A 26,192-nucleotide genomic window follows, 5' to 3' on the forward strand; every position below is an offset into this window, starting at 1 on the left:
AAGTAATAGCATAAATAGTTAAATTGTAATTGTTTAAAAAGAGTTTGAGAATGATCGCGTCTTTACCCTGGATACGCAAGATGAACTCGAATTCCTGCCTCTCGACGCCGCCTGCGCGCGCCGTCAGCGGCCCGCCGTGGCTCGGTTTATCCGTGCTGCTGCTGGCCGGTTTCGTCACGATCTTTGACCTGTTCGTGGTCAATGTCGCCATTCCCAGCATGCAGGCCGATCTGGGCGCGAACTTCGCGCAGATCGGCTTCATCGTCGCTGGCTATGAACTGGCCTTCGGCGTGCTGCTGATTACCGGCGGGCGGCTGGGCGACCTGTTCGGGAGACGGCGTCTGTTCGTCACCGGCATGGCCGGCTTCACGCTGGCCTCGGCCTTGTGCGGGCTGGCGCCCAGCGCGGAATTCCTGATCGGTGCGCGGGTGTTGCAAGGGCTGGCTGCCGCCTTGCTGTTCCCACAGGTTTATGCGTCCATCCGCGTCAACTTCGACGGTGACGACAGCCGCCGCGCCTTTGGCCTGCTGGGAATGACGCTGGGCCTGGCGGCCATCGCCGGGCAGGTGCTTGGCGGCTGGCTGGTGCATGCCGATCTGTTCGGCCTGGGCTGGCGCAGTATCTTTCTCATCAACGTGCCCATTGGGCTGTTCGCCATCGCGGCGGCACGCACCATCCCCGAGTCCTGCGCACCGCAGCGCCCGGCGTTGGACTGGATGGGCGTGGCGTTGGTCAGCGCCGGGCTGACGTTGCTGCTGGTGCCGCTGATCGAGGGGCCTGGGCAGGGCTGGCCGGCGTGGAGCCTGTTGTCGCTAGGTGTGGCGGTGCTGCTGCTGGCCCTGTTCCATCGGCAGCAAGAGCAACGGCGTATGGCGGGCGGCTTGCCACTGGTGGACATGCGCCTGTTGGCCCAGCGCCGCTTCGCGCTGGGCGCGGTGCTGGTGCTGCTGGTCTATTCCACGTCCAGTTCCTTCTTCCTGTGCTTCGCCTTGCTGGTGCAGACCGGACTGGGACTTGACCCTTTCATGGCGGGCAGCATCTTCGCGCCGTGCAGCGTGGGCTTCGTGCTGGCATCCCTGGCCGCGCCACGTTTGGTGGCGCGCTGGGGGACGCGGGCCATCGTGGCGGGTGCGATGGTCTATGCGGTGTCCATCGGGCTGCTGATCGCACAGGTGTGGATGGCTGGCGCGGAGCTGGTGCCCGCGCGGCTGATCCCCGTGCTGGTCGTGGTTGGCGCTGGCCAAGGGTTCATCATGACGCCGCTGCTGAATCTGGTGCTGGGCTTTGTCGATGAAGCGCAGGCCGGCATGGCGTCGGGCGTGATCTCGACCGTGCAGCAGGTCGGTGCGGCGCTGGGTGTGGCCGTGGTCGGCATCCTGTTCGCAGCGGCGCTGGCTGCCGATGAAAGTGTTGCCGCACAGGCCGGCGTGTACGCCTCGGCCTTCGTGGCCGGCATGCTCTACAACCTCGGTGCAGCCCTGCTGGTCTGCGTGTTGTTGCTGATGCTGGCGAGAACGCAGCGGTTAGCGGGCTGACGGGAGGGCGCGCGATGGAGCTTCGGCATCTGCGCTGTTTCCTGGCTGTGGCAGAGGAACTCCACTTCGCCCGGGCCGCCGAGCGGCTGCACATCGAGCAGTCGCCGCTGTCGCGCACCATCAAGGAACTGGAAGAAGACCTGGGCGAACAGTTGTTCATCCGCACCAGCCGCAGCACACAGCTGACACGGGCGGGCAAGCTGTTTCTGGAACATGTGCCGCGCATCTTCACGGCCTTGCAGCAAGCCCGCGACAGCGTGCAGGCAGCGGCCAACGGCTTTCATGGGCAATTGCGCATTGCCCTGTCCGACGGCATTACGCCTTCGCGCCTGCCGGCGTTGCTGGCGCTGTGCCGGCAGGAGGAACCCGAAGTAGAGATCCGGCTGTTCGAGGTGCCGTTGTCTCAGCAGATCAAAGGGCTGCATGACGACCTGTACGACGTGGGTTTCGCGCAGGCCGATGAAGTGGGCGATGGCGTCGTGGCTCAAGCAGTCTGGAGTGATCCCCTGATGGTGGCAGTGCCTGCTCGGCATCCGCTGCTCAGGCACAAACGCATCCCGCTGGAAGAGGTGCTGCGCCATCCTCTGGTGCTGTGCGATCCACAAGCATGCGAAGGCCATGCGCGCCAGGTCGAGCGTGTGCTACGCCGGGCGGACACGGAACCGCTGATTGCCGAGCGTGTGTCTTCGTGCGATTTGATGATGGCCCTGGTATCAGCGGGCTTTGCGCTGGGGATCACCGGAGCACCGCACATTGCGGCCAGCCGCGAATCCGGCGTTGTCGCCCGGCCACTCGCGGGGCGTGCGCCCATGCTGACGACCTATGTGCTGCATCGGGAAGGCGAATCCTCGGACGTGTTGGAGCGCTTCATCGAGCGCGTGTTGGCCATCGAATCACCAGAAGGCTACAGATCTACATCACCCGTTGAACCCGACTCCCTGGAGGACAACGATCCATGACCATGAAGCTGATTACCCCGTTCTTGTTGGTTGCTGCACTTACGGCCTGCGGACCGTCCGAGCCGCCGAAACAGCAAGCCAATGTGCCTACCGTCGAAGAACTGGCTGCCGCCCCTGAACGCTTGAAGGAGCTGCGCCGCCAATGCAAGACCGAGCGTCCGACGATGGGCGATGTGCTGTGCAACCGCGTGGCCGAAGCAACGAACAAGCGCTTCTTCGGAGACGGCAAGGTGCCTTACACGCCATCGGAGACGCCGCCGAAGTTCTGACCGTTGGCGGTTTGCCGCATATCCTGACTTTCTTTCTCGACACGCCGCAGCGCGCTCAAGCCTGCGGCGTTTTTACTGGTTTCGTCCCTGCATGAAACCATGCTTTTTGTATCACCTTACTGCCGATAACGGTCTTTGACCGGCACTGAACCGACACCGATCCTGACGCCTGCGGCACGCCTTTGTGCCGCGTTTTCCACGGGGAATCAGCGCAGGAGAAATCGGAGGCCAGGGTATGCAAGCTCAGGGTGTGTTGTTCGGGCAGATCGCCGCCGTGTTCGGCATTGTGATCGCCGGTGTGTGGGGTGCCACGCAATGGACAGCCGCCGCATTGGGCTATCAGCTACGCCTGGGCTCGCCCTGGTTCGACTTGTACTGCACGCCGGTCTATTACCCGTGGAAGCTGTTCGAGTGGTGGTTCTTCTTCGACGCCTACGCGCCGCAGGTCTTCGACACTGGCGGCATGATCGCGGCGGGCAGCGGCCTACTGGCCGTGGCGGTCGCCATCGCCATGTCGGTGTGGCGCTCGCGGCAATCGCGCCTGGTCACGACCTATGGCTCGGCACGTTGGGCCAATGCCGCCGACATTCGCAAGGCCGGGCTCACGCAGCCTGCTGGTGTCTTTCTCGGCCTGCATGCCGGGCAGTACCTGCGCCATGAAGGCCCGGAACACGTCCTGACGTTCGCGCCCACGCGCTCGGGCAAGGGCGTAGGCCTGGTGGTGCCGACGCTGCTGTCCTGGCCCGCGTCCGCAGTCATCCACGACATCAAAGGCGAGAACTGGCAGATCACAGCAGGCTGGCGCTCGCGCTTCTCGCATTGCCTGCTGTTCAACCCTACCGATGCGAAGTCGGCAGCCTATAACCCACTGCTGGAAGTCCGGCGCGGCGCGCATGAAGTGCGCGACGTGCAGAACATCGCGGACATCCTGGTCGATCCCGAAGGCGCGCTGGAGAAGCGCAATCACTGGGAGAAGACTTCGCACGCGCTGCTGGTCGGGGCCATCCTGCACGTGCTCTATGCCGGCGAGGACAAGACGCTGCGCGGCGTTGCTAATTTCCTCTCCGACCCGGCCAGTCCTTTCGAGCTGACCTTGCATCGGATGATGACGACCAAGCACCTGGGTGATGCACCTCACCCGATCGTCGCATCCGCTGCCCGAGAAGTGCTGAACAAGTCGGACAACGAACGCTCGGGCGTGTTGAGCACCGCCATGTCCTTCCTCGGCCTGTACCGCGATCCGACGGTGGCCGAAGTCACCTCGCGCTGTGACTGGCGCATCGCCGACCTGATCGCATCCGAGTATCCGGTGTCGCTGTATCTGGTGGTGCCACCTTCGGACATCAGCCGCACCAAGCCGCTGATCCGGCTGATCCTCAACCAGATCGGGCGACGGCTCACCGAATCGCTGGATGGCTCCGACGGCATCGAGCGCCGCCACAAGCTACTGCTGATGCTCGACGAGTTCCCAGCGCTGGGTCGGCTGGACTTCTTCGAGACGGCGCTGGCCTTCATGGCGGGCTATGGCATCCGTAGCTTCCTGATCGCCCAGTCGCTCAACCAGATCGACAAAGCCTACGGCCAGAACCATTCGATTCTGGACAACTGCCATGTGCGTGTGACCTTCGCCACCAACGACGAACGCACGGCCAAACGCATTTCCGAAACCTTGGGCACGGCCACTGAGTTGCGCGCCCAGCGCAACTACGCAGGCCACCGGCTCGCACCGTGGCTCGGCCATCTAATGGTGTCGCGCCAAGAAACGGCACGTCCGCTGCTGACGCCAGGCGAAGTGATGCAGCTACCGACCGATGAGGCGGTGGTGATGGTGTCCAGCGTCGCGCCGATCAAGGCGAAGAAGTTGCGCTACTTCGCCGACGCCAATTTCAAGCAACGGGTATTACCGCCGCCTGCGGTGGCAGCAGGCCGCTATGCCGATGTGCCGCCGGTACGACCTGACGACTGGAGCGACCTGGCAATACCTGCGGTTCCTGCGGCACCGGCCACGGCATTCGCCGATGACCTGGAGACCCTGGGTTCGACCGATGACGGCGGCCCCCGCCGTCAGCCCGAACTGTCCGAAGCCATCGCCTATGCCCCCGAGATGGATGCCACGACCAGCGATCTGTCGCTGCTCGATGACGACGACATGCCCCAGCTGCTTCCCGGCCAGCTCGATCCCGCTCTGCAACGCACGGCGCGGCTGGCATCTCTCGACCCCAACGACGGAATCGACCTATGAGCCAATACCGATTGAACCTGTTCATCCAGCATGAGCACGCCAAGCGGCTCGATGAACTGGCCGCCAAGAAAGGCGTGTCCAAGTCGTCCATCGTCGCGGCGGCGCTGGCGTCCTGGCTGTCGCCAGACGCGGGCGACCAGCGCGAGGCCGCCATCGCCAAACGGCTGGACCGCCTGTCGCGGCAGGCCGAGCGTCTGGAGCGTGATCAGAACATCCAGATAGAAACGCTGGCGTTGTTCATCCGCTACTTCCTGACCGTCAGCACGCCGGTGCCCGAAGCCCATCAGGATGCAGCCCGCGCCCAGGGCAAGGCGCGCTTCGAGCAATTCGTCGAACAGTTGGGCCGCCACCTGCTGCGTGGCCGCAGCTTGGTGCGCGACGTGGTGGAAGAGCTGCACTCCCAAGATCGTGAGTTCGGCATGCGCATGGATGACGCGGCGGCGATGGTAGCCGCCCATGAACGCACAGCGGAGCGTACGCCATGAGTGCCGTTCCTCAAATCCCGCCCGAACCGCGTTCATCCGCTGCGGCGTCCCAGGATCGCCGCATCCAGATGCTGCGCACGGCGATGGGGCCGGTGATTGCCGCCGCGCTGGAAGACCCGGACGTAGTGGAAGTGATGCTCAACCCCGACCGGACATTGTGGGTGGATCGGCTGTCCTCTGGCCGCGCACCGCTGGGCGTCGAACTGCCCGAGGCCGATGGCGAACGCATCATCCGCCTGGTCGCCGCCCATGTCGGCGCGGAGGTGCATCGCGGCCAACCGCTCTTGACCGCCGAACTGCCAGAAACCGGCGAACGCTTCGAGGGCATCCTGCCGCCCGCCGCACCCGGCCCGGCCTTTGCGCTGCGCAAGCGTGCCGTGAGCATCATCGGTCTGGATCGCTATGTGGCCGACGGCATCCTGAGCGCAGGGCAGGCCGAGTTCCTGCGTCATGCCGTGCGTGAGCGGCAGAACATCCTGATCGCCGGAGGCACCAGTACCGGCAAGACCACACTGGCGAATGCCTTGCTGGCCGAGATCGCCGCCACCGGCGACCGCGTACTGGTGCTCGAAGACACCATCGAACTGCAATGCGCGGCCCGTGACCATGTGCCGCTGCGCACCCACGCAGGCGTGGTGTCGATGCAGGAACTGGTGCGCGCCACGATGCGGCTGCGCCCGGATCGCGTGATCGTCGGCGAAGTGCGCGGCGGCGAAGCTCTGGATCTGGTGAAGGTCTGGGGCACGGGCCACCCCGGTGGCATCGCCACCATCCATGCCGGCTCTGCCTTGGGCGCACTGCTGCGCCTAGAGCAACTGATCCTTGAAGTCGCGGTGAATCCGCCCCGCGCCCTGATCGCCGAGGCGGTCAATGTGGTGATCCACATCGCAGGCCGTGGCCGCAAACGCCACGTCGAAACCATTTCTCGCGTCGTCGGTTTCGACGGCGCGGGCTACCGCCTGGCGGATGCACTGGAAGCGCCGCTTCCCGAGTTGCCGCCGGTTCCTCTTGCAGCCGCTGCCGCTGCGCCTTCCCTGACCACTGACCAACCTGGAGAACTGCCATGACGCACGTTGATGCTTTCCGTCTTTCCGTAAATCCGTTTTCTCGCCTGTCCAGCATGGCGCGGTTGCGCCGCCTGGCCCGACCCGCAGGGCAAGGGCTGCTACTCGCCGTGTTGATGTTGTTGCTGGCGGGTACTGCGCAGGCCGCCGGTTCCTCGATGCCGTGGGAAGGTCCCCTGCAATCCATTCTCGAATCCATCCAGGGGCCAGTCGCCCGCATCGTCGCGGTGATCATCATCATCGCCACCGGCCTGGCGTTGGCTTTCGGCGATACCAGTGGCGGCTTTCGCAAGCTGATCCAGATCGTCTTCGGCCTGTCCATCGCCTTCGCGGCTTCGAGCTTCTTCCTGTCGTTCTTCAGCTTCTCAGGTGGGGCCGTCGTATGAGCACGGCCACAGATCTTCCGGGCTTTGAAGTGCCGCTGCATCGCTCGCTGACCGAGCCGATCTTGCTGGGCGGTGCGCCGCGCACCGTGGCAATCGCCAACGGCACGCTGGCCGCCGCCGTCGGGCTGGGCCTGCAGCTTTGGATTCCCGGTGTGGTGCTGTGGATCGCAGGCCATTCGCTGGCGGTCTGGGGTGCGCGTGTCGATCCGCAGTTCATGCAGGTCTTCGCCCGGCACATCAAGCACAAGCCGCTGCTGGACGCATAGGGAGAAACCGACATGCTGAACCTTGCCGAATACCGCCAGCGGCCCGCGCTGCTGGCCGATTGGTTGCCCTGGGCCGGGCTGATCGCGCCGGGCGTGGTGCTGAACAAGGATGGCTCGTTCCAGCGCACGGCCCGCTTTCGTGGGCCGGATCTGGACAGCGCCACGCAAGGCGAGCTGATCGCCACGTCGGCTCGGCTCAACAACGCACTGCGCCGTCTGGGTTCAGGCTGGGCCTTGTTTATCGAGGCCGAGCGCCGCGCAGCGGCGGGCTACCCATGTTCCGAGTTTCCCGAACCGCTGTCTTGGCTGGTGGAAGAAGAACGCCGCGCGGCCTTCGAGGAATCTGGCCATCACTATGAAAGCGCCTATCACCTGACCCTGGCCTACCTGCCACCGGAGGAATCGCGCGCCCGTGCGGCCAAGCTGCTCTACGAGCATGCGCCGGGCGATGGCGTGGACTGGCGGGGCCGACTCGATGCCTTCGTGGCGGAAACCGATCGGGTTTTCGACCTGCTCGATGGCGTGATGCCGGAAATCGCCTGGCTGGATGACGCGCAGACGCTGACCTACCTGCACGCCACGGTCTCGACGCGACGCTACCGGTTGGCCGTGCCCGAAGTGCCTTTCCACCTCGACGCGCTGCTGGCCGATTCGGCGCTGGTCGGTGGTCTGGCTCCCATGTTGGGCGACCAGCACCTGCGCGTGGTGTCGGTGCGGGGCTTCCCGACCTCGACCTGGCCGGGGATTCTCGACGACCTCAACCGCCTGGGCTTTGGCTACCGCTGGAGCACGCGCTTTTTGTGCCTGGACAAAGCCGAGGCAGAAAAAGAACTCGGCCGCCTCCGCCGCCAATGGTTCGCCAAACGGAAGAACGTCGTCGCGCTGCTGCGCGAAACCGTATTCCAGCAGGAAAGCCCGCTGGTTGATACCGACGCCAACAACAAGGCCGCCGATGCCGATGCCGCCTTGCAGGAGCTGGGAAGCGATCAGGTGTCTTTCGGCTACCTGACGGCCACCGTCACCGTCATGGACACGGATGCCGCCGTAGCTGATGAAAAGCTGCGCATGGTGGAGCGCGTCATTCAGGGGCGCGGCTTCGTCACCATCCCTGAAACCTTGAATGCGGTGGATGCCTGGCTGTCGTCCATTCCCGGTAACGCCTACGCGAATGTGCGCCAGCCCATCGTCTCGACGCTGAACCTGGCGCACATGATGCCGCTGTCTGCCGTGTGGGCCGGCCCAGAGAAGAACGCGCATCTGGATGGCCCGCCGCTGATTGTCACCCGCACCGATGGCGCGACGCCGTTTCGGCTGGTGACGCACATCGGCGACGTGGGCCACACGCTGGTCGCGGGGCCGACCGGCATGGGCAAGTCGGTGCTGCTCGCCACGCTGGCGATGCAGTTCCGCCGTTATCCCGGTTCACGCATCTTCGCCTTCGATATGGGCCGCTCGATGCGCGCCACCATCCTGGGACTCGGCGGCGAGCATTACGACCTGGGCAATGACGGGGCGATTGCTTTCCAGCCATTGGCCCGCATCGACCACGAGGGCTACCGCACCTGGGCGACCGAATGGGTGGAAGGCCGCCTGTTGCATGAAGGTGTCGCCATCGGCCCGGACGAGAAGGCCGCGATCTGGTCGGCACTGGGCAGCCTCGCCGGTGCACCGGTGGAGCAGCGCACGCTGACGGGCCTGTCGGTGCTGCTGCAATCGAACGCACTGCGCCAGGCGCTCGCGCCCTATGTGCTGGGCGGTGCCCACGGCAAGCTGCTGGACGCCGATGCCGACCGGCTGGGTTCCGGCAGCGTGCAGGGCTTCGAGATGGAAGAGCTGATGCACAGCAAGGCGGCGGTGCTGGCTGTGCTGGGCTACCTGTTCGCCCGCTTCGATGAACGCTTCGACGGCGCGCCCACGCTGCTGATCCTTGATGAAGCCTGGTTGTTCCTTGATGACCCGGTGTTCGCCGCCCGCATTCGCCAGTGGCTCAAGACGCTGCGCAAGAAGAATGTCAGCGTCATCTTTGCCACCCAGTCGCTGGCCGACATCAAGGATTCGAGCATTGCCCCGGCAGTGATCGAAAGCTGCGCCAGTCGGATCTTTCTCCCAAATCCGCAGGCCACCGAGCCGCAGATCCGCACGATCTACGAGGGCTTCGGCCTCAACAGGCGGCAGATCGAGATCGTCGCCACCGCGCAGCCCAAGCGCGACTACTACTACCAATCCCGCCTCGGCAACCGCCTGTTCGAACTCGACCTGGGGCCGGCGGCTCTGGCGTTTGCGGGCGCTTCCACGCCGCAAGACCAGCGCGACATAGACCGCGTGCTGCTGGACGCCGGCGTGCCCGGCTTCGCGGGCGCCTGGCTGCGCCATCGCGGCCTCGATTGGGCGGCCGACCTGCTGCCCTCGTTCCCCGGCCTCGCGCCGGGTTCCCTCGCTGACCAACCTCTGGAGAACCTGCCATGAATAAGCGCCTTATCGCCGCCGCCATCGCGGCCATGCTTTGCACCGCCACCGCCCATGCGCAATGGGTCGTGGTCGATCCCACGAACCTCGTGCAGAACACGCTGACCGCGATCCGCACGTTGCAACAGATCAACAACCAGATCCAGCAGCTTCAGAACGAAGCGCAGATGTTGATGAACCAGGCGCGCAACCTCGCCAGCCTGCCGTCCAGCGTGGTGAACCAGTTGCGCGCCAATTTGGCGACGACCGAGCGGCTAATCGCCCAGGCGCGCGGCCTGGCCTACGACGTGACGAATCTGGATCGGGAGTTCGCGCGCCTGTATCCCGAGCAGTACGCCGCCACCGTCAGCGGCGACCAGATGTACCGCGACGCGCAGGAGCGTTGGAGGAACACGCTCCACGGCTTGCAGACCACCATGCAGATGCAAGCGCAGGTATCGCAGAACCTGGGCGAAGACGAAAGCGTGCTGGCCGACCTCGTGGGCAAGAGCCAGTCGGCCGAAGGCGCGTTGCAGGCGATGCAGGCCATGAACCAGTTGCTGGCTTTGCAGGCCAAGCAGTCGATCCAGTCGCAGCGGCTCCAGATCACGCAAGACCGGGCCGCCTCGCTGGAGCTGGCGCGGCAGGCGGCGGCCACCGAACGCGCCCGCGAGGTGCGGCGGCGCTTCCTGGGTGAAGGCACGCCGTACACGCCGCAGCGCGTGGACTTCTACGGCAACTGACGGAGGCCGCCATGCGATGCGTCCTCGCCCTGTCGGTTTCGCTGCTTGTGGCGCTGCTGGCCGCTTGCAGCGAGCAGCCGACCGACAACCTTGCCGATGCCCTGACCGCCGATCCCGTGCGGCTCAAGGCATTGCGCGCGCAATGCGCGGCCGACCGGCAGGCCACGGGCGAGGACGCTTGCCGCGCCGCCGCCGAAGCCTTCCGGCGGCGCTTCTTCTCCGGCCAGGCCGGGCCGGATGAGTACCAGACGCTGGCCGACCTGCCGCCGATCCCGCCAAGTTTCGATGCACCGGCCGAATCGGACGACGGCAGCGAATCGCCGGCCGCATCCGATCAAGAGGACGCGCCATGAATGACGTGACCATCATCGACCGCTTCCTCAGTATCTTCGCCGCCTACATCGACTCGGGTTTCGGGCTGTTGCAGGGCGAAGTGGCCTTCCTCACCGCAACGCTGATCGTCATCGACATGACGATCGCCGGACTGTATTGGGCGATGAGCCACGCCACCGGCCAGGGCGAGGACGTCATCGCCAAGCTGCTGCGCAAGGTGCTCTACGTCGGTGCCTTCGCCTACATCATCGGCAACTTCAACTGGCTGGCCGGCATCGTGTTCCGCTCCTTCGCCGGGCTGGGCATCACCGCCACCGGCTCGGCCATCACGATGGAGAACTTCTTGCAGCCGGGCCGGCTGGCGAAAACCGGCATCGACGCAGGAGCGCCGATTCTGGAGCAAGTCGGCGAGATGGCCGGCTTCCCCGAGGTGTTCGTCAATCTTGACGCCATCACGGTGATGTTCCTCGCCTGGCTGATTGTGGTCTTGAGCTTCTTCGTGCTGGCGATCCAGCTATTCATCACGTTGATCGAGTTCAAGCTGACCACGCTCGCAGGCTTCGTGCTGGTGCCTTTCGCGCTCTGGAATAAGACGAGCTTCTTGGCGGAAAAGGTGCTTGGCAACGTGGTGTCGTCTGGCGTCAAGGTCTTGGTGCTGGCTGTCATCGTCGGCATCGGTTCGGGCGTGTTCGCGGAGTTCCAAGTCCATCCCGCCGAGCCTTCCATCGACCATGCGCTGGTCATCATGCTGGCCTCGCTCACCTTGCTGGCGCTCGGGATCTTCGGCCCCGGTATCGCCACGGGCCTGGTGTCCGGTGCGCCGCAACTCGGCGCGGGCGCGATGGCCGGGGCCGCTGTCGGCGCCGCCGGCACGGCCGTTGCCGTCGGCGCTGCCGCGACGGGCGTAGGCGGCGCCGTCATGGCCGGGGCGCGCATGGCGCCTGCCGCCGCCAAGCTCGCTGGCAGCGGCGCGCGTGCTGCCGCCTCGACGGCCAGCAGCGCACGCTCGGCGTTTCAGGCCGGTTCCGCCGCCGCAGGCGGTGGCGCGAAGGGCGCGATGGCCGGCTTGGGCAACGTCGCCAAGACCGGCGCGCAGTCCGCCGGGCGCGGCATCGCATCCCGTGCTTCCGCTGCTGGGCAACGCATGGCAGCTCCCTTCCGCTCTGGTTGGAACGGCCAGGCGGCTGACGGCGACTCGGCAGCCGGAGCATCCGGCCAGGCCGCCGCAGGCGAGGCCACGTCCGGCGCAGCCAATACACAGCCCGCTTGGGCCAAGCGGCTGCATCGCCGCCAGCAACTCACCCATGCCGCGACCACCACCGCCCATGCGCTGCGCGGCGGCGACGGCGGCGGCTCCGGCCAGGGGCCGAGCCTGCGCGATTCCGATTCATAAGGAGAACTGACAATGCGATTCAAGAAACCGCAGGTGCGCTATGCCGACACGCCGCAGCCTGCCACGCCGTACCAAGCTGCCGGCCAGGTATGGGACGAGCGTATCGGCTCGCCGCGCGTGCAGGCGAAGAACTGGCGGCTGATGGCCTTCGGTTGCCTGACACTCGCGCTGCTGATGGCTGGCGGCCTGGTGTGGCGCTCGGCGCAGTCCATCGTGACGCCCTACGTGGTGGAGGTGGACAGCGCGGGCCAGGTGCGCGCCGTCGGCGAAGCCGCCACGCCTTACCGGCCCAACGATGCGCAGACCGCGCACCACATTGCGCGCTTCGTGACGCTGGTGCGCTCGCTGTCCATCGACCCCATCGTCGTCCGCCAAAACTGGCTGGACGCCTACGACTATACGACCGACAAGGGCGCAGCCGTGCTCAACGACTACGCGCGGGTCAACGACCCATTCGCACGCATCGGCAGGGAGTCGGTGACAGTGCAGATCGCCAGCGTCGTGCGCGCCAGCGACACGTCTTTCAACGTGCGCTGGACGGAACGCCGCTACGTCAACGGCGCCGCGGCTGGCCTAGAGCGGTGGACGGCCGTGGTGTCCATCGTGCTCCAGCCGCCGCGCACCGAAGAACGCCTGCGCAAGAACCCCCTGGGCATCTACGTCAACGGCTTGTCGTGGAGCCGAGAACTGGATTCTTCCGAAGGAGCCAAGCCATGAACCTGTCTTTCCGTATTTACGTTTCCGTGCTGATGCTTGCGGCCCTGGCGGGCTGCGCCACGCAGGGCAAACCGCCGCCGGTGATTTCGCTCGATGAGCCGGTGCAGGCTCAGCCGCTGCCCGAGCCGCCCGCGCCGGTGGAGGTGGTGGCCGTACCCGAGGTGTTGCCGATGCCGGCGCAGTTGAAGCCAGCGCCCGAAGCAGAAGACGCCAAACCCACGCCGGAACCGGCCGACGAGAAGGTGCGCGTCTCGCGCGCCAATGCCGAGGCCCGCGTCGCACCCACGCGCGAGGGCTACGTCAACGCGATTCAAGTCTGGCCCTTCACCGATGGCGCGCTGTATCAGGTCTATGCCGCCGTGGGTCGCGTGACCGTGATTTCGCTCCAGCCGGGCGAAGAACTGGTGACGGTAGCCGCCGGCGATACCGTGCGCTGGATCGTGGGTGACACGTCCAGCGGCAGCGGCGCCGAGTTGCGCGTGAACGTGCTGGTCAAGCCGATTCGCTCGAGCCTCAAGACCAACCTCGTCATCACTACCAGCCGCCGCACCTATTTGCTTGAGCTGACCTCGACGGAAAAGACGTGGATGGCGTCGGCGTCATGGGAGTACCCGCGCGACCGGATGCTGGCATTGCAGCGCCAGGCGCAGGCGGCCAGTGCCGCCGCCCCGGTCGATACCGGACTGTCGCTGGAGAAGCTGCGGTTCCGCTACGCGATCAGCGGCAGCAATCCGCCGTGGAAGCCGCTGCGCGCCTTCGATGACGGCGAGAAGGTCTATATCCAGTTTCCGCCGGGCATCGCGCAAGGCGAGCTGCCACCGCTGTTCGTCATCGGCGCGCAGGGCGATGGACAACTGGTGAACTACCGCTTCCGCTCGCCGTACTACATCGTGGATCGGCTGTTCGGCGCGGCCGAACTGCGCCTGGGCAGTGACAAGGGCGACGTGGTGCGAATCGAGCGCACGGACGGCGTTGCGCGGAGGAACTGACCATGAGCCAAGACGACGCCCCTGACCTTGCCACGCCGCAGGCGGGCAAGGTAGCGCCCGAGGCGGTGGCGCTGCGCGCCCAGCCGCGCCCGGTCACGCGCCTGAATCGGCGCACGCTGGCCATCCTTGCCGGCGGCCTGTCGGTCGCCGTGTTCGGGGCCACGATCTGGTCATTGCAGCCGCAGCGGCGCGGAGCCAGCGAGCAGGCCGAGCTTTACAACGTCGATCGCGTGTCGAAGTCCGAAGGGCTGGACGCGCTGCCAACCGATTACTCGAAGCTGCCGGCCTTGCCGCCCGCCGCACCCGAACTGGGGCCGCCACTACCGGGCGATCTTGGCCCGGCCATCGTGAACTCGCAGCAGCCGGTGACACCGGCCTATACGCCTCCGGGTCACGATCCCGAGGATGCCTTGCGCAAGGAAGCTGATGCGGCGGCGGCTTCGTCGGTGTTCTTCCGCTCGGGCGGCCAAGGCCAGGCCGCCGCCACGGTGGCGCAGGCGGCGCCGGGGGTGCCTGGCGCTGCCAGCGCGCTCGCGGCCTTCGACCCACTCGCTGCCGGGCCGGCCTCTGTGGCTGCACAGCCAGCCGATCCGACCGCCGTGCAGAACCGGCAAGACCAGAAAGAGGCATTCCTGAAAGGCGGCTCTACGGAAACCCGCAATTCCGGCAACCTGGCGCTGCCGGCATCGCCTTATCAGGTGATGGCGAGCACGGTGATCGCCGGCGCGCTGGTGACAGGTATCAAGTCGGACTTGCCGGGCGACGTGATCGCCACGGTGACAGAGCCGGTCTATGACACGGCCACGGGCAAGTTCCTGCTGATCCCGCAGGGATCGCGCATCCTCGGGCGCTACAACAGCCAGGTCAGCTACGGGCAGAGCCGCGTGCAGGTGGTGTGGAACCGGATCATCCTGCCCGATACGTCCTCGCTGACGCTCGACAACCTCGTGGGCACCGACCCGGCCGGCTACGCCGGCCTGGAAGACGACGTGGACTGGCATTGGGATCGCATCGTCGCCGGTGCTGTGCTGACGACGCTGCTGGGCGTTGGCGCCGAGCTGGCCGCGCCGGAGAACCGCCAGGACGGCAACCGCATCGTCATCGCCGGACGCGACAGCGCACAGGACAGCATCAATCAGGTCGGCCAGGAGATGACCCGGCGCAACATGAACATCCAACCCACGCTGACCAGCCGGCCCGGCCTGCCGGTGCGGATCATCGTCAACCGGGATCTTGTGCTGCGGCCGTACCAGCCGCTGTTCTTCAACCGGGGGGCTTCGCAATGAGCACGACCAAGAAGCTGCGGCTCGGGCCGCTGCCCAAGACCGAAAGCGTCAAGCTGACCTTCGCCTGTCCGGCCAGCCTGAAAGCCGACCTCGATCGCTACGCCGCGCTGCACGCGCAGGCGTATGGCGAGGCGGTAGATGCCATGACGCTGATCCCGCACATGCTGGAAGCCTTCATGGCGGGAGACAGGGGATTCAGGAAGGGCACGGCCACGCGGAGCGCGCCATCGAAGCCGGCATGATGGTGTCGTACATCGCCCGCCGCATCCATCGAACGCGCAGCCCCAAGGCTGCGCGTTCTTCGTTCTGGATGCCGCCAAGCCTCTTGGGCTATGATGATGCGGCAGGCCCGCCGTTCCTCGGCAATCAAGCACGACACAGTGCGATGCGGCTTCCCCTCCCGACGCTCTTATGTGGCTCCTAGCCCACGAAGCCGCAGTGCTGCAAAGCGGCCCCGAAAAGAGCTAACCTACTGCCCCACATACGGTTTCAAGCCCTTCGTGATTTACACGAAAGACTTGACACCGGCACTTTTTTGCTGCCCGCGTGGCGGAATCCGTTCGGTTTGCCAGCGAAGCGTTGGCAAGAAAATTGCGGCATTACGCCGCATTAGACTTTGGTCTATAGTGGCGCTCGTTTACACCATGAGGCCAACCGAGGGCCACTGCAGATGAACGAACCCCAGTTGAAGGACTTGCTTGACGATCTGGATGCCGCAAAGGTCGAGTGCGACGCGATGAGCCGCCTGGTCGTGACGCGTCTGGCCAAACAGCGTATTCCGTACCGTGCGATGTTGGGGCAGGTCGAGCTGGACGGTAAGGTGGTTGCGCCACACTTCTGGGTCGAAGCCGATGGCTGCGTCATCGACTACCGTGCTCGCCAGCGGCTGGGCGGCGACCAGCGGGTTCCCCATGGCGTCGTACCGCGCGAAGCGGTCAAGGCCTATTACCAGGGGCAGCAGGTGGTGATCGATCCGCTTCCCGATTACCTCTATGAAGTCGCGATCAAGCACTGAGGCCGTCTGGCACTCACGTAGGGCTGAACGCAAAAAAAAGCCCCGGCATAACCTGCCGGGGCTTTTTCGTTGGCTGGGCTTAGTCAGGGCTGCGCACGCAGACGGCCGAGCAGTTCCTGGGTGGGATGACCGTCGGCGGGCCAGCCGAGGCGCTGCTGGAAGCCGCGGATGGCCTTGCGCGTATTGGCACCGATGATGCCGTCCGGGGTGCCGGGGTCGAAGCCCTGAGCGACAAGGCGCTCCTGCAGCTCCAGGCGCTCCGAACGGCTGAGCGGCTGCTCGCCACGCGGCCAACTACCCGCTACCTGGCCTTTGCCCTGGAAGCTCTCGGACAGCAGCCCGATGGCCAGCGCGTAGGCCGAGGAGTTGTTGTAACGCAGGATCGCGCGGAAATTGTCCATGATCAGGAATGCCGGACCACGGTGTCCGGCTGGCAGCAGCAGGCTGGCATTGGCTTCGTCTCGTCCGCCGGGCAGGCCGCGTAGGCCGAGGCGGCGCCATTCGGCCAGTGGCTTGCGGATCTCGTTGTCGGCCAGGGCGTAGTCGAAGCCGCTGGGCAGTTGCACCTCGAAGCCCCAGGGCTGACCTTGCTTCCAGCCAGAGGCCTGCAGGTAGTGAGCGGCGGACGCCAGGGCATCGGCCGAGCTGTTCCAGATGTCGCGCTTGCCGTCACCGTCGAAGTCCACCGCATGGGTGTTGTAGGTGGTCGGGATGAACTGCGTCTGACCCATGGCGCCAGCCCAGGAACCGCGCATCTGCTGCGGTGACACGTCGCCGTGCTGGAGGATCTCCAACGCCGCGATCAGCTGGCTCTTGGCAAAGGCGGGGCGGCGCCCTTCGTGGGCGAGGGTGGCCAGCGAGCGGATCACCGACTTGTCGCCCATGATCTGGCCGAAACTGCTCTCAAGGCCCCAGACGGCGACCAGGGTTTCGCGATCGACGCCGTAGCGTGCCTCGATGCGGTCCAGGGTTGCGGCGTGCTCGTTCAACAGGCGCTGTCCGCTGCGGACCCGCTGGGGCGAAATTGCGCTTTCCAGATATTGCCAGACCGGGCGCGTGAACTCCGGCTGGCTGCGATCGGCTTCGATCACCGCCGGATCGGGCTGCACCCCGGCGAAGGCGCGGTCGAAGGTGGTGGCGGAAATGCCCGCTGCCAGGGCTTCTGCACGGAACTGCTCGCGCCACTGGCTGAAGCTGAGATGCGTGGCTTCTGCTGGCGCGTCGACGACGGCATTGTCGCTACGCTGACCGGAGGGGGCGGCCGCGTTGTCGACAAGAGAAGACTGCGCGAGGGGTTCGGCGGCACAGGCGACCACCAGGCTCATCGCCGAGGCGGCGACCAGCGTTCGCAGCAGCAGAACGGGAACGAAGGTGTAATACATGCACCACTCTCGAAAGGTGTCGTCGGCCGCTGACATTATCACGCTTTCGGGGTGTTGGGTTTTCAGGCCGTCAGAAGGACCGAAGCCTCCCAGTTGGTGGACTGGGAGGCTTCGCGGCGGTAGCTGCCTTTGCCTTTCTTGGGCGTTTCCTGGCGCTGGCGGAACAGCGGTTGCGCGACCAGCCGTTTGGCCTTGTTCGGCCGCTTCTTGCGTGTGCTCATGATGTATCCCTCAGGTAGCCCGGCATCGGGCGAGGGCATCATAGGGCTTGTACAAAAAATGTCCAGCAGGCGGCGATGTCAGCCCGCGCCCAGCCGGCGGCCGCTCAGCTGCAGGCAGATATTGGCCAGCCCGATCCAGGGGTCGCCTTCGGCCTGGCCCTTGATCTGCTCGTCGATGCGCTGTGCAGCCATCAGCAAGCGGCTCCAGCCTGCGGCGTCGTGCCGTTGCAGTGCCTTGGAGACCAACGGGCGTCGTTTGTCCCAGACTGGTGGGCGAGCCTGGCTGAAGGCGCGATCGAGCGGAACGCCCTGACCATACTGCTGGGAGATGTTGGCCAACAGGCGCAGCTCGCGCGCCAAGGCCCAGAGGACCACCGGCGCTTCCACACCCTCGCCACGCAGGCCTTCGAGCATGTGCAGCGCGTGGGCGGCCTGGCCGTGGAGTGCCGCGTCGATGAGGCCGAAGACGTCGTAGCGGGCGCTGTCGGCTACGGCGGCTTGCACAGTATCAGCACTGATCTGGCCGGCGTCGGCCAGCAGTTTCAGCTTTTCGATCTCCTGCGCGGCGGCGAGCAGATTACCCTCGACCCGTGCCGCGATCAGCTCGACGGCTTCCTGATCGGCGGATAGACCGGCCTGGGCCAGCCGCTGGCGGATCCATTGCGGCAGCTGCGCGGCGTCTACCGGCCAGATCTGCAGAAACTGCACGTCCTTGCCGTCGATCAGCGCCTTGGCCCACTTTGTCTTCTGCGTGCTGCCATCAAGCTTGGGCAGGCTGATCAACAGCACCGTGTCTTCGGCCGGGCGCGCCAGATAGTCCAGTAGCGCCGCGGCGCCCTTGTCCCCTGGCTTGCCGTTGGGAATGCGCAACTCGATCAGGCGTTTTTCCGCGAACAGCGACAGGCTGGCGCCAGCCTCGATGAGCTGGCCCCAGTCGAAGCCGGTCTCGACATGAAAGACCTGGCGCTCACTGAACCCCTGTGCGCGAGTAGCAGCGCGAATCGCATCGCAGGCTTCCTGGCACAGCAGATGCTCGTCGCCACAGACCACGTAAACGGGCGCGAGGCTGCCTTGCAGGTGCTTGCCGAGTTGGGCGGGGGAGAGCTTCATGGGCAGAAGACGGGGGCGCTACGGCCCCCGTGCAGGCTCAGCGGACGGGTAGCTGGATGGGCGACTGCTGCGGTTGCGCGTCCTGGGCGCGGCGGGCGGCTTCGACGGCCTCCGCCTCGGCGCGTGCCTTGGCTTCGGCTTCCTGCTGCAGGCGGTCGAGCTGTGACGGCGTGATGCGCTGGATACGCAGGGCGAGCTGCTGCAGCAGTTCGCGGCGCATTTCCTGGCGCAGCTGGTCGCCTTCCTGGGACGAGCCGATCAGGTTGTTGCTGTCGTGCACGTAGACCTTCTGCACCTCGATGCTGTCTTCGAGCAACAGCAGGTTCTGCGGGCCGCGGAATTCGTAATCGAGAGTGCTGGTCAGCTCGTACTCGGCGCTGCGTGCCGAGCTGGTGTAGCTGGCGGTGCGCTGGCGGGTCTGCTCGCGGGCCAGGTTGAGGCTGTACTTCGCGCTGGGGGTCACCCGCACGCCATTGCTCTGCAGCAGGCTCTCGAGCTGCTGGACCGTCTCGCCATAGCTGTTGCGGGCCTGCAGATCGATTTCCTTGAGACCGAACTCCACATCACCGGTGCCGCGCAGCTGGAAACCGCAGGCGCTCAGCAGCAATGTCAGACCCAGCACCACCAGATTCCGTTTGTTCATCTTGTTATCCCCTTGCAGGCCCGGCGCAGGCGCCGGGACCGAATCAGTTAGCGACGATGTTGACCAGCTTGCCCGGCACCACGATGACCTTGCGGATGGTCAGGCCTTCGGTGAAGCGCAGTACGTTCTCGTTGCCGCGCGCGGCGGTCTCCACCTCTTCCCGGCTGGCGCTGGCCGGCACTTCGATCTGGCCGCGCAGCTTGCCGTTGACCTGTACCACCAGGGTCAGGCTGTCCTGCACCAGGGCGGCTTCGTCGACCTTGGGCCACTGCGCGTCGATGATCGCGCCCGGCTTGCCCAGCTGCTGCCAGAGTTCGTGGCAGATATGCGGGGTGATCGGTGCCAGCAGCAGGGCGACGGTTTCCAGGCCTTCCTGCAGCAGGGCGCGGTCCTGTTCCCCGGCGGTCGGCGCTTTTTCCAGTACGTTCATCAGCGTCATGACCTGAGCGATGGCGGTGTTGAACTTGTGGTGCTGGCCGACATCGGTGCTGGCCTGCTTGATCGCCAGATGAATCGCGCGGCGCACGGCCTTCTGCTCATCGTTAAGTGCGGCCACATCGAGCGCGCCCGGAAGTCCGGCGCTGACATGCGCGTGGGCCAGGCGCCAGACGCGGCGCAGGAAGCGGCTGGCGCCCTCGACGCCGGAGTCGGACCATTCCAGGCTCATGTCCGGCGGCGAGGCGAACATCATGAACAGACGGCAGGTGTCGGCGCCGTAGGCATCGATCATCGCCTGCGGGTCGACGCCGTTGTTCTTCGACTTGGACATCTTCTCGGTGCCGCCGATCTCCACCGGCAGGCCGTCGGTCTTGAGCCTGGCGCCGATGACCTTGGCCTTGGCGTCACGCTCGACCTCGACGTCGGCCGGGTTGAACCAGTCCTTGCCGCCGTTTTCCAGGGTGCGGTAGTAGGTTTCGGCGACCACCATGCCCTGAGTCAGCAGGTTCTTGAACGGCTCATTCGAAGACACCAGCCCTTCGTCGCGCATCAGCTTGTGGAAGAAGCGCGCATAGAGCAGGTGGAGGATGGCGTGTTCGATACCGCCGATGTACTGATCCACCGGCAGCCAGTGGTTGGCCGCCTGCGGGTCGACCATGCCCTTGTCATAGTTCGGGCTGGCGTAGCGGGCGAAGTACCAGGACGACTCGACGAAGGTGTCCATGGTGTCGGTTTCGCGCTTGGCTGGTGCGCCGCATTTCGGGCACGTGCATTCGTAGAACTCGGGCATCCTGGCCAGCGGCGAGCCGGCGCCATCCGGCACCACGTCTTCGGGCAGCACCACCGGCAGTTGGTCTTCCGGCACCGGCACATCGCCACAGCTGTCGCAGTGGATGATCGGGATCGGGCAGCCCCAGTAGCGCTGGCGGCTGATACCCCAGTCACGCAGGCGGAACTGGGTACGCGCCTGGCCGAGGCCCTTCTTCTGCAGCGCCACTTCGATGGCATCGAAGGCGCCTTCGAAATCCAGGCCGTCGTAGATCCCGGAGTTGATCAGCTGGCCGTGCTCGCCGTAGGCGTCCTGCCAGGGGGCGGGTGTCTCGTCGCCGGCACTGGTGCGTACCACCGGCTTGATCGGCAGGCCGTACTTGCTGGCGAATTCGAAGTCGCGCTCGTCATGCGCCGGCACGGCCATGACCGCGCCCTCGCCGTAGTTCATCAGCACGTAGTTGGCGACCCATACCGGCAGCAGCTCGCCGGTCAGCGGGTGCTGCACGCGCAGGGAAGTGGCCAGGCCCTTCTTCTCCTGGGTGGCGATGTGGGCTTCGGCAACGCCGCCGCGCTTGCATTCGTCGATGAAGGCCTGCAGCTCGGGGTTGTTCTGTGCGGCCAGGGTCGCCAGCGGGTGTTCGGCGGCCACCGCCACGTAGGTGGCGCCCATCAGCGTATCGGGGCGGGTGGTGAAGACCTTCATCACACCTTCGTTGCCGATGCTGGCGACATCGTAGGGGAAGCTGATCTCCATGCCGCGCGACTTGCCGATCCAGTTGCGCTGCATGGTCTTGACCTGCTCGGGCCAGCCGTCCAGCTCGTCCAGACTCTCCAGCAGCTCATCCGCGTAGGCGGTGATCTTGAAGTAGTACATCGGGATTTCGCGCTTCTCGATCAGCGCGCCCGAACGCCAGCCACGGCCGTCGATGACCTGCTCGTTGGCCAGCACGGTCTGGTCCACCGGGTCCCAGTTCACCGTGCCGTTCTTGCGGTAGATCACGCCCTTCTCGAACAGACGGGTGAACAGCCACTGTTCCCAGCGGTAGTAGTCCGGCTTGCAGGTGGTGACTTCGCGCGACCAGTCGATGGCCAGGCCCAGGCTTTTCAGCTGGGCCTTCATGTAGGCGATGTTCTCGTAAGTCCATTTGGCCGGCGCCACCTGGTTCTTCATCGCGGCGTTTTCGGCCGGCATGCCGAAGGCGTCCCAGCCCATCGGTTGCAGCACGTTCTTGCCCTGCATGCGCTGGTAGCGGGCGATCACGTCGCCGATGGTGTAGTTGCGCACGTGGCCCATGTGCAGCTTGCCGCTGGGGTAGGGGAACATCGACAGGCAATAGAAGGTGTCCTTGCCGGGCTGTTCGCTCACTTCAAAGGATTTCTGCGAATCCCAGTGGGATTGCGCGGCGGCTTCGATCTCGCGGGGCTGATACTGTTCGTGCATGGCTACTGGCGTTGGGTAGGGGCTGGCTCTCCGCGAATACGCTGGCGCAGGCGCGGCAGGCAGGTCCGAAGGACCCTGTGCAAACGCGACCCGGCGAATGGCGGGCGGAGGCATGGAAGCGCCGTAGCATACATGACCCCCCGCAGCCTAGGGAAACCCGATTTGCCGTCATCGCCTTGGGTTCCGTCCGTCGTGTCCGGCTTGAGCGGGCCAGGCTGAGCTACGCTTGATCCAGGGGCGGGACGAACGTGAGGTGAGGTAGATGGACAGAGAGCCGCGAGCGGAGGACAGCAGTCTATATGCACGGGTGCTGCAGCGTTTGACGTCGGCGCTGCAGGAGGCGGAGCGAAGCGCGTCCGGTGAGGCGGATGTCGCTGGCGAGCTCGAGGTGCGCGGGCTGACCCCCGCCGAGTTCGAGTTGATCCGTGCCTATCTGCAGCGCGATTCCCAATGGCTTTCCGGCTGGCATGCCGCCGCCGAGGAACAGGCCCATCTCACGCGCCAGGCAATGCGACCCGCCGTACGCGGCGGCAGTCGCCAGCGGCATGGCATGCGCCCCAGGCATGCCCCCTTGCATCTGCAGCAAACCCTGAGCTGCGCCCTGTGCAACGCCGAGGTGAGCTGGCCGGAAGGTGCCGGGCCTGCGGCATGCCCGGCATGCGGTTCACAGCTGCTGCGTGCCCGGCAACGGCTGCACACCTACCCGCGGCATTGAGCTCAGCCTGCGCCGACAGATCGGCTGACAGCCGCTAGAGTGTCGTCCTTTGCCGGAGAGCTGGGATGCCGATTCGTTATTTCTTCAAGCAACTGCTGTTGCCACCAGGTGTGCTGTTGCTTCTGTTGCTGCTGGGCTGGTGGCTGCGCCGCCGCTCGCCAAGGCTGGCGGCGCTGTGTTTCGTCACCGGCTTCACCGGGCTCTGGCTGATGAGCCTGCCGATCGTCGTCGAATGGACGGCGCGCGCGGTGGAGCGCGAGCCGGCACTGGTGGAGGCACGCTGGTCGCAACTGAGCGGGCAAGCCGGGGCCATTGTGGTGCTGGGCGCGGGCCGGGAGCAGAACGATCCGGCCTGGGGCGGCGATCAGCCCGGCTACACCGCGCTGGAGCGCCTGCGCTATGCGGCACGACTGGCCAAGGCCAGCGGGCTGCCGATTCTCACCAGTGGTGGTCTGCATTACGGGCAGCCGCCCAGCGAGGCCATGCTCGGTGCAGAGGTGCTGCAGCGCGACTTCGGCGTGGCCACGCGCTGGCTCGAGGAGCGCAGCCGGACCACATGGGAGAATGCCCTGTTCAGCGCCGAGATGCTGCGCGCCGCCGGCGTCGAGCGGGTGGTGCTGGTCACCTCGGCCGCACATATGCCGCGCTCGCGCTGGTGCTTCGAGCAGAACGGCATCGAGGTGATCGCCGCGCCCGTCGGCTTTCTGGGCGGGCACAACGCGCGTCCGCTCAATGGCTGGCTGCCGGAATCCAAGGCATTCTGGCAGAACGGCCTGCTGCTCAACGAAGTGGTGGGGATGGCGGTGTACCCGCTGGTTTATCGCTCGGCGAACGAATGAGCGGAATGCTCTCTCCCAGTCGCAGGGACACAGAGCGTCCCTATGCGGACTTGCGTCTGACCAGTGCCCAGCCGAGCAGCAACACGCATACCGCGATCAGCGGCCAGGAGCGCCAGCGCAGGTAGGGCGTAAGCCCCTGCATTGGCGTGACCTCGCCATACAGCACGGCCTGTTCGAACTGCGGAATCTGCTCGGTGATGCGCCCATAGGGGTCGATAAGCACGGTGATGCCGTTGTTGGTCGCGCGGATCATCCAGCGCCCGGCCTCCAGCGCGCGCATCTGCGCCATCTGCAGGTGCTGCAACGGGCCGATGGAGCGGCCGAACCAGGCATCGTTGCTCACCGTCAGCAGCAGGTCGCTCTGCGCCGCGAGGCCCGCGGCGAACTCCGGATAGACCACCTCATAGCAGATGTAGGGCGCGATCTGCAGGCCTCTGGCTTGCAGCAGCGGCTGGCCGGGTTCGCCGCGGGCGAAATCGGACATTGGCAGGTCGAAGAAGGCGATCAGCCCGCGCAACAGTTCCTGCAGCGGCACGTACTCGCCGAACGGCACCAGCTTCTGCTTGAGGTAGGTGCCGGCACCCTCGCCAGCGGTGGTCAGGCCGTTGTAGTAGCGCAGCTCGCCGTCGGCGTTGGGCTGGCGCACCGGCACACCGGTGATCAGCGCCGATCCGCGCTGCTCGGCGAAGCCAGCCATCATCGCCAGGTAGCCTTCGGCGTGTTCCTTGAGGATCGGCACGGCGGTTTCCGGCCAGACGATCAGGTCCGCCGGGCGGCTGCGAAAGGTCATGTCGCGGTACAACAGCAGCTGCATCTCCAGCTTCTTGGGGTCCCACTTCATGCTCTGCTCGACGTTGCCCTGTACCGCAACCACGCTCAGGGGGTTGCCCTTGTCCTGGGTCCAGGCGCGATCCTTGAGCGCCAGTCCGGTCAGCCAGGGGGCGATCAGCAACAGGACGCCAGCCAGCAGGCGCGGCTTGTCGGCACGCAGTCGCGGCAGCGCGACCAGCAGGGTGGCGCTCAGGGCGATGGCGAAGCTCAGCAGCCAGACACCACCCACCGGCGCCAGGCCGGATAGCGGGCCGTCGAGCTGGCTGTAGCCGATATAGAGCCAGGGAAAGCCGGTGAGCAGCCAGCCACGCAGGGCGTCGAAGGCCAGCCAGAGCGCGGTGAAGGCCAGCGCGTCACCGAGCGCCGAATGGCGATTGCGCAGCAGCCGCACCCAGAGCCAGCCGAGCAGGGCGAAGAACAGCGCCAGGCCGGCGACAAAGCCGAACGTCAGCAGCCCGGCCAATGGCGGCGACGCCGCGCCGAAGTCATGGATGCTCACATAGACCCAGCTGACGCCCGAGGCGAACAGGCCGAAGCCGTAGCACCAGCCGCGTTGCGCCGCCTGTTTCGGCCCGGTTTCGCGCAGGCCGAGGTAGAGCAGTGCCACCGACAACAGGGCCAGCGGCCAGATGTCGAAGGGGGCCAAAGAGAGCGTGGTCAGCGTGCCGGCCAGTAGCGCCAGCAGATTGCCCGGCCAGCCGGGGCGGGTGAACCAGTGCATGGGGTTTCCTTGGGCGGGGATTGCGGCGCAGGCTAAGGGCAACGAGGCGATCCGGCAAGCTGGCCGATCGCTTGCCGCCCGCGGGCGGGCGGCAAGTCGCAGGTCAAGCGCTTTCCAGGCGGCTCAGGCGCAGCATGTGCACGCGGCGGCTGTCGGCGTTCAATACGCGAACGCGGAAACCGTCGATCTCGGTCACCTCGTTGCGCTTGGGCAGATGGCCAAAGGTGCTCATCACCAGGCCGGCAACGGTATCGAACTCGTCGTCGGGGAAGGCGCTGCCGAAGTACTCGTTGAAGCTGTCGATCGGCGTCAGCGCCTTGACCAGAAAGTCGCCGCTGGGCAACGGTCGGATATAACTGTCTTCCTCGACGTCGTGCTCGTCCTCGATATCGCCGACGATCTGCTCGAGCACGTCTTCGATGGTCACCAGGCCGGCCACGCCGCCGTATTCGTCGATGACGATGGCCATGTGGTTGTGGTTGGCGCGGAACTCGCGCAACAGCACATTGAGGCGCTTGGATTCGGGCACGAAGGTGGCCGGGCGCAGCAGGTCCTTGATGTCGAAGTTCTGCTGGTCCTCCTTGAGGATCAGCGGCAGCAGATCCTTGGCCAGCAGCACGCCGATCACCTCGTCGAGGCTCTCGCCGACGACCGGATAGCGCGAATGCGCGGCAGCGATGATGGCGGGGAGGAATTCGCGTGGAGACTGGTCGGCCTTGATGCTGATCACTTGCGACCGCGGCACCATGATGTCGCGTACCTGCAGGTCGGCGACCTGGATGGCGCCTTCGACGATGGCCAGCGCCTCGTTGTCGAGCAGCTTGTTCTGGTGGGCCTCGCGCAGGATCTCCAGCAGCTCCTGGCGATTCTTGGGTTCATGGGCAAAAGCCTGGGTGATTCTTTCCAGCCAGGTCTTCTGCCCGCTGATCGATCGATCTTCGCTCATGTCGTTG

The 26,192-nt window shown here is 65.8% G+C and carries 26 protein-coding genes; 19 read left to right on the top strand and 7 right to left on the bottom strand.

What is annotated here, in order from left to right; all coding sequences use genetic code 11:
* Window positions 1–80: 80 nt before the first annotated feature.
* The 17 genes from P5703_RS01235 to P5703_RS01315 all read left to right on the top strand — a co-directional run bounded on the left by P5703_RS01235 (window position 81) and on the right by P5703_RS01315 (window position 16,127).
* Window positions 81–1,535, top strand: coding sequence for an MFS transporter (locus tag P5703_RS01235; RefSeq protein ID WP_019439188.1), 1,455 nt, complete (start codon window positions 81–83; stop codon window positions 1,533–1,535).
* Between the two features lie 14 nt (window positions 1,536–1,549).
* On the top strand, window positions 1,550–2,494 hold the full coding sequence (locus tag P5703_RS01240; RefSeq protein ID WP_003462948.1) for a LysR family transcriptional regulator: 945 nt from the start codon (window positions 1,550–1,552) through the stop codon (window positions 2,492–2,494).
* 2 nt (window positions 2,495–2,496) lie between these two features.
* A complete protein-coding gene (locus tag P5703_RS01245; RefSeq protein ID WP_026031985.1) occupies window positions 2,497–2,763 on the top strand; it encodes an EexN family lipoprotein in 267 nt (88 codons plus the stop codon).
* Window positions 2,764–2,998: 235 nt separating this feature from the next.
* Complete coding sequence (locus tag P5703_RS01250) at window positions 2,999–5,005, top strand: conjugal transfer protein TraG (protein ID WP_003462945.1); 2,007 nt, start codon at window positions 2,999–3,001, stop codon at window positions 5,003–5,005.
* Window positions 5,002–5,490 (top strand): ribbon-helix-helix protein, CopG family, encoded by a 489-nt coding sequence (locus P5703_RS01255; protein WP_003462937.1) that lies wholly within the window; start codon window positions 5,002–5,004, stop codon window positions 5,488–5,490. Before P5703_RS01250 ends, P5703_RS01255 begins: the two co-directional genes overlap by 4 nt.
* Window positions 5,487–6,557 (top strand): P-type conjugative transfer ATPase TrbB, encoded by a 1,071-nt coding sequence (gene trbB / locus P5703_RS01260; RefSeq protein ID WP_003462920.1) that lies wholly within the window; start codon window positions 5,487–5,489, stop codon window positions 6,555–6,557. Before P5703_RS01255 ends, trbB begins: the two co-directional genes overlap by 4 nt.
* Window positions 6,554–6,940 carry a TrbC/VirB2 family type IV secretion system protein gene (locus tag P5703_RS01265; protein ID WP_003462919.1) on the top strand — a complete coding sequence of 129 codons (387 nt, stop codon included), beginning with the start codon at window positions 6,554–6,556 and terminating at the stop codon, window positions 6,938–6,940. Before trbB ends, P5703_RS01265 begins: the two co-directional genes overlap by 4 nt.
* Window positions 6,937–7,206, top strand: a complete 270-nt coding sequence (locus tag P5703_RS01270; RefSeq protein WP_003462917.1) for a VirB3 family type IV secretion system protein — start codon at window positions 6,937–6,939, stop codon at window positions 7,204–7,206. The genes P5703_RS01265 and P5703_RS01270 overlap by 4 nt, the downstream gene beginning before the upstream one ends.
* Window positions 7,207–7,218: 12 nt before the next feature.
* On the top strand, window positions 7,219–9,672 hold the full coding sequence (gene trbE, locus P5703_RS01275; protein WP_279641348.1) for a conjugal transfer protein TrbE: 2,454 nt from the start codon (window positions 7,219–7,221) through the stop codon (window positions 9,670–9,672).
* Window positions 9,669–10,394, top strand: coding sequence for a P-type conjugative transfer protein TrbJ (trbJ, locus tag P5703_RS01280; protein WP_028240148.1), 726 nt, complete (start codon window positions 9,669–9,671; stop codon window positions 10,392–10,394). The genes trbE and trbJ overlap by 4 nt, the downstream gene beginning before the upstream one ends.
* 11 nt (window positions 10,395–10,405) lie before the next feature.
* Window positions 10,406–10,747, top strand: coding sequence for a hypothetical protein (locus tag P5703_RS01285; protein WP_028240147.1), 342 nt, complete (start codon window positions 10,406–10,408; stop codon window positions 10,745–10,747).
* Window positions 10,744–12,120 carry a P-type conjugative transfer protein TrbL gene (trbL, locus tag P5703_RS01290; RefSeq protein WP_028240146.1) on the top strand — a complete coding sequence of 459 codons (1,377 nt, stop codon included), beginning with the start codon at window positions 10,744–10,746 and terminating at the stop codon, window positions 12,118–12,120. Before P5703_RS01285 ends, trbL begins: the two co-directional genes overlap by 4 nt.
* Before the next feature lie 12 nt (window positions 12,121–12,132).
* The gene (trbF, locus tag P5703_RS01295) at window positions 12,133–12,837 is read left to right on the top strand and encodes a conjugal transfer protein TrbF (RefSeq protein WP_028240145.1); all 705 of its coding nucleotides are present in this window, start codon (window positions 12,133–12,135) and stop codon (window positions 12,835–12,837) included.
* Window positions 12,834–13,826, top strand: coding sequence for a P-type conjugative transfer protein TrbG (gene trbG, locus P5703_RS01300; RefSeq protein ID WP_028240144.1), 993 nt, complete (start codon window positions 12,834–12,836; stop codon window positions 13,824–13,826). Before trbF ends, trbG begins: the two co-directional genes overlap by 4 nt.
* 2 nt (window positions 13,827–13,828) lie before the next feature.
* Complete coding sequence (locus P5703_RS01305) at window positions 13,829–15,112, top strand: TraB/TrbI/VirB10 family type IV secretion system protein (RefSeq protein ID WP_028240143.1); 1,284 nt, start codon at window positions 13,829–13,831, stop codon at window positions 15,110–15,112.
* Window positions 15,109–15,354, top strand: a complete 246-nt coding sequence (locus P5703_RS01310) for a DUF2274 domain-containing protein (protein ID WP_028240142.1) — start codon at window positions 15,109–15,111, stop codon at window positions 15,352–15,354. Before P5703_RS01305 ends, P5703_RS01310 begins: the two co-directional genes overlap by 4 nt.
* Before the next feature lie 428 nt (window positions 15,355–15,782).
* Window positions 15,783–16,127 carry a hypothetical protein gene (locus P5703_RS01315; protein WP_230485281.1) on the top strand — a complete coding sequence of 115 codons (345 nt, stop codon included), beginning with the start codon at window positions 15,783–15,785 and terminating at the stop codon, window positions 16,125–16,127.
* Between the two features lie 83 nt (window positions 16,128–16,210).
* Here P5703_RS01315 and P5703_RS01320 read toward each other — a convergent pair whose 3' ends face one another.
* From P5703_RS01320 to leuS, 5 genes are all read right to left on the bottom strand, one after another.
* Window positions 16,211–17,509 carry a lytic murein transglycosylase gene (locus P5703_RS01320; protein ID WP_230485282.1) on the bottom strand — a complete coding sequence of 433 codons (1,299 nt, stop codon included), beginning with the start codon at window positions 17,507–17,509 and terminating at the stop codon, window positions 16,211–16,213.
* A 62-nt stretch (window positions 17,510–17,571) separates the two neighbouring features.
* Window positions 17,572–17,730: an alternative ribosome rescue factor ArfA gene (gene arfA, locus P5703_RS01325; protein WP_013984167.1), complete on the bottom strand. Its 159-nt coding sequence runs from the start codon at window positions 17,728–17,730 to the stop codon at window positions 17,572–17,574.
* A gap of 78 nt (window positions 17,731–17,808) precedes the next feature.
* Window positions 17,809–18,840, bottom strand: a complete 1,032-nt coding sequence (holA, locus tag P5703_RS01330; protein WP_234492632.1) for a DNA polymerase III subunit delta — start codon at window positions 18,838–18,840, stop codon at window positions 17,809–17,811.
* Between the two features lie 37 nt (window positions 18,841–18,877).
* Window positions 18,878–19,483 (bottom strand): LPS-assembly lipoprotein LptE, encoded by a 606-nt coding sequence (locus P5703_RS01335; protein ID WP_011914777.1) that lies wholly within the window; start codon window positions 19,481–19,483, stop codon window positions 18,878–18,880.
* Between the two features lie 43 nt (window positions 19,484–19,526).
* On the bottom strand, window positions 19,527–22,133 hold the full coding sequence (gene leuS, locus P5703_RS01340; RefSeq protein ID WP_279641347.1) for a leucine--tRNA ligase: 2,607 nt from the start codon (window positions 22,131–22,133) through the stop codon (window positions 19,527–19,529).
* Between the two features lie 262 nt (window positions 22,134–22,395).
* Between leuS and P5703_RS01345 the strand changes: the two genes are divergently transcribed.
* Together P5703_RS01345 and P5703_RS01350 are read left to right on the top strand one after the other, a co-directional pair.
* On the top strand, window positions 22,396–22,848 hold the full coding sequence (locus tag P5703_RS01345; protein WP_011914775.1) for a TFIIB-type zinc ribbon-containing protein: 453 nt from the start codon (window positions 22,396–22,398) through the stop codon (window positions 22,846–22,848).
* A 65-nt stretch (window positions 22,849–22,913) separates the two neighbouring features.
* Window positions 22,914–23,687 (top strand): YdcF family protein, encoded by a 774-nt coding sequence (locus tag P5703_RS01350; protein WP_049339725.1) that lies wholly within the window; start codon window positions 22,914–22,916, stop codon window positions 23,685–23,687.
* A gap of 40 nt (window positions 23,688–23,727) precedes the next feature.
* Here P5703_RS01350 and lnt read toward each other — a convergent pair whose 3' ends face one another.
* Window positions 23,728–25,239: an apolipoprotein N-acyltransferase gene (gene lnt, locus P5703_RS01355; protein WP_013984161.1), complete on the bottom strand. Its 1,512-nt coding sequence runs from the start codon at window positions 25,237–25,239 to the stop codon at window positions 23,728–23,730.
* 103 nt (window positions 25,240–25,342) lie between these two features.
* Entirely contained in the window at window positions 25,343–26,185 is an 843-nt protein-coding gene (locus P5703_RS01360; RefSeq protein ID WP_011914772.1) for a CorC family transporter, read from the bottom strand.
* Window positions 26,186–26,192: the final 7 nt, after the last annotated feature.

Origin of the sequence: Stutzerimonas sp. FeSN7 (genome assembly GCF_030263795.1) — a bacterium.
Taxonomy (GTDB): Bacteria; Pseudomonadota; Gammaproteobacteria; order Pseudomonadales; family Pseudomonadaceae; genus Stutzerimonas; species Stutzerimonas stutzeri.